We start from the raw sequence: 2,709 nt of genomic DNA on the forward strand, positions 1-2,709 counted from the left end.
GCGGTACTTCTCCCTTGACGACGACCGGTTCAGCGATCTGCTGCTGGCGGTGAACGAGGCGATCGCCAACGCCGCGGAATTCGCCTACGTCGACGCCGCCCAGCGCGGCACGCTCGACGTGCGGGCAGCCTACGACGCGAATGCCGACACCCTCGCGGTGACCGTCGACGACCGCGGCCGTTGGCGACAGAAGGTGCCGGTGCAGCGCCAGCAGCAGCGGCGCGGCCGCGGCATTCCGCTGATGGAGGTGCTCGCCGACGCCGTGGTCATCGAGCCCACGCCGCAGGGCACCCGCGTCACGTTGACGTGGACCGACGTCAACGCCTGATCAGCCCGCCAGCACCTGCTGGATGCGTTCTTCCCGCGGCAGCACCGGACCGTCGTCGAGGGCTTCGTCGATTCCTAGCTCGGTGAGCCCGGCGCTGGTCAGCAACGAGGTGCCGTAAGCGGCCAGCACGAGTTTCTGGTCCGCACTGTGCCCGTCCTCCACGAGCATCGCGCCGATGAGGCAGATGACGGCCATCTTGAACGCGTTGAACGCCCGATACCAGGGCCGGTCGGTGACCGTGATGCCGCTGGCCGACTCGTAGTGCGCGAGCAGCTCATCGATGGAAAGGGCCGCGGAGTGGCTGGTGATCCCGACCGGCTGCATCCACAGCATTTCGAGCCACCCGATGTCGGTCAGCGGATCACCGACGGTCGTCATCTCCCAATCGAAGACCGCGCTGACCTCGCCGCCGGAGAAGGCGAAATTGCCCGGTTTGGCGTCCCCGTGCACCAGTGTGACCTTGGGGTACGGCGCGGGCTTGGCGGCGAGCAGGGCCTCGTGCAGCCGCTCCAGGGCGGGCAGGCGGTCGCGCTTGACCCGGTTCATCTCCGCGGCCCAGTGCGCGAGCTCGCGGTCCAGATGGTCCGAGCCGTCGTCGAGGGTGTCCAGCCCGGTCCGTCTCAGGTCGACCGTGTGGATGGCGGCCAGCTGTTCGACCAGGCTCTGACACATTCGCACCACAGCACGGTCGGCGTCGGGCGGCGGCTCCATTTCGTAGACGTCGCCGTCGACGCGTTCCATGACGAAGAACGGCCTGCCGAGGATGTCGCCGGTGGGCTCGAGCCACAGCGCTCGCGGCACGCGGACCGGGGTTTCGGCCAGGGCTCGCAAAATCCGGAACTGGCGCGCCAGGTCGTAGGGCTCCAACAGCGCCGGTGGCCGCGGGCGCAGCCGCAACACGACGTCCTGGTGGTCGTCGCGCCCATCCGTGCGGGTGACGACGCGTAGCGTCATCATCTCGGCCGAGTGCCCGAAGCTCACCCGGTCGACGCCCTCGAGACGGACGTCGTCGGCGTCCGGCAGCTGCGTGCGCAGCCAGCCACCGAGCCGCCGTTGCAACTCCTCGCCCAGCGTCATTGGCGCACCCCCGCGTCATCCGCGGGCAGTCGATCGACCGGGGTTTTGTCCTGGGTGAATGCGGACATGTCCATCGCCGCCCAGTTGGGGTAACGGCGATAACCCTGGCCGCCCAGCAGCAATTCGAAGATGCCCCAACCGGTCTCGCCACCCCGTTCGAACCGCATCAGCTGGTCCAGGGCCATCGACTTGCCCTCTGTCTCGGTCAGCTGCTCGGGATCGCTGCTGTCCCAGGTGAAATGGATGAAGTATGCGCCGCCGCCCAGGTCCTCGTACTGGCAGTGCGCCATCGGCAGCCCGTAATAGGCGTTGACCTCGAGGTGCGGCGCCTCGGCGATCACCCGATGGGCCTCGCCGTCCTCATCGGTGAAGACGAGCACCGCCCGGGTGGGCCGCTTGCGGTCGCCGTCGAATTCGACCTCGTGGGAGATCTTGACGAATCGCTTCGACAAGGTCCCGTCGGCATGCGTGATGCCGCCGTCGACGTAATTGACCGCGCCATCGGAGGATTCGATGATCCACGCTTCGATGGCATGGTCGCCGAAGCCGGCGTCGAGCCACAGCCAGAAGTCGATCTTGTCGGAGATCCGCACCCCGAAGGTCCGGTCACGTCCGCCGTGGAAGCCGTCGACGCTGATGCGTTCCCCGTCGATCTGCACCCAACCACTCCACCGGCCGGGTTCTTTCATGTGGTACATGTCCGCGAGCAGTTCGCCGTTCTTGCCATGCACTTTCATGGGCAACAACTCCCACATCGGGGCGGTGGGTTCGTAATAGAGTTCCCATTCGATTCCGGAGTTGTTGGGCTCGATGTCCAATCGCCACTTCTTCAGCGGCTCGACGCAGGTCCAGCGCATCGGCCCGGCGCGCAGCTCGGCGCGGTCATCGCCTGATACCGGCCGACCGGACAACAGGTCCCAGTGCCGGCCGTCGGCGAGGCTGACCTTGACGTAACCCAACCCGCTGGCGGTGTTCGGGTTGTTGCCGTAGCCACTGGCCAACAGCATGGTGCCGTCCGGCGACGCGGCGAAGAAGTAGCACCGATCCGACCACGTCGGATCGGTGTCGTGCACCTGGTCGAACGTCGTCGGCAGCTGGTGGGTGAAAGACTCGTCCGCCGCGGAGTACCCCATCGATGGCCCTTTCTGGCTCGCTGACACGTTGTGCTGCAGGAGGATTCGTTAGCGGCTCAGGCTGGGCCGGATTCTGCTCGCGTCAGATAACAAAGCAGCACAACGCATCCCGTAACATCGCCGCCATGGAACCGAGCCGGCGCTGGGGCGACGACCGCGCGATCCTCGATG

At 66.8% G+C, this 2,709-nt stretch carries 3 protein-coding genes; 1 reads left to right on the plus strand and 2 read right to left on the minus strand.

Annotation, left to right across the window (positions count from 1 at the left end):
• A partial coding sequence (locus A5624_RS00020; RefSeq protein ID WP_066859577.1) for an ATP-binding protein occupies positions 1 to 328 on the plus strand: 328 nt, incomplete at its 5' end.
• On the opposite strand, the gene A5624_RS00025 is transcribed toward A5624_RS00020, so the two are convergent.
• Complete coding sequence (locus A5624_RS00025; RefSeq protein ID WP_066859582.1) at positions 329 to 1,405, minus strand: phosphotransferase family protein; 1,077 nt, start codon at positions 1,403 to 1,405, stop codon at positions 329 to 331.
• Entirely contained in the window at positions 1,402 to 2,538 is a 1,137-nt protein-coding gene (locus tag A5624_RS00030) for a hypothetical protein (protein WP_066859584.1), read from the minus strand. Before A5624_RS00030 ends, A5624_RS00025 begins: the two co-directional genes overlap by 4 nt.
• Positions 2,539 to 2,709 lie beyond the last annotated feature (171 nt).

This window comes from Mycobacterium sp. 1482292.6, from assembly GCF_001672995.1.
Taxonomy (GTDB): Bacteria; Actinomycetota; Actinomycetes; order Mycobacteriales; family Mycobacteriaceae; genus Mycobacterium; species Mycobacterium europaeum_A.

Coding starts and splice junctions, on each gene's coding strand:
- A5624_RS00025 (WP_066859582.1), bottom strand. CDS start 1,405: ATGACGCTGGGCGAGGAGTTGCAACGGCGGCTCGGTGGCTGGCTGCGC.
- A5624_RS00030 (WP_066859584.1), bottom strand. CDS start 2,538: ATGGGGTACTCCGCGGCGGACGAGTCTTTCACCCACCAGCTGCCGACG.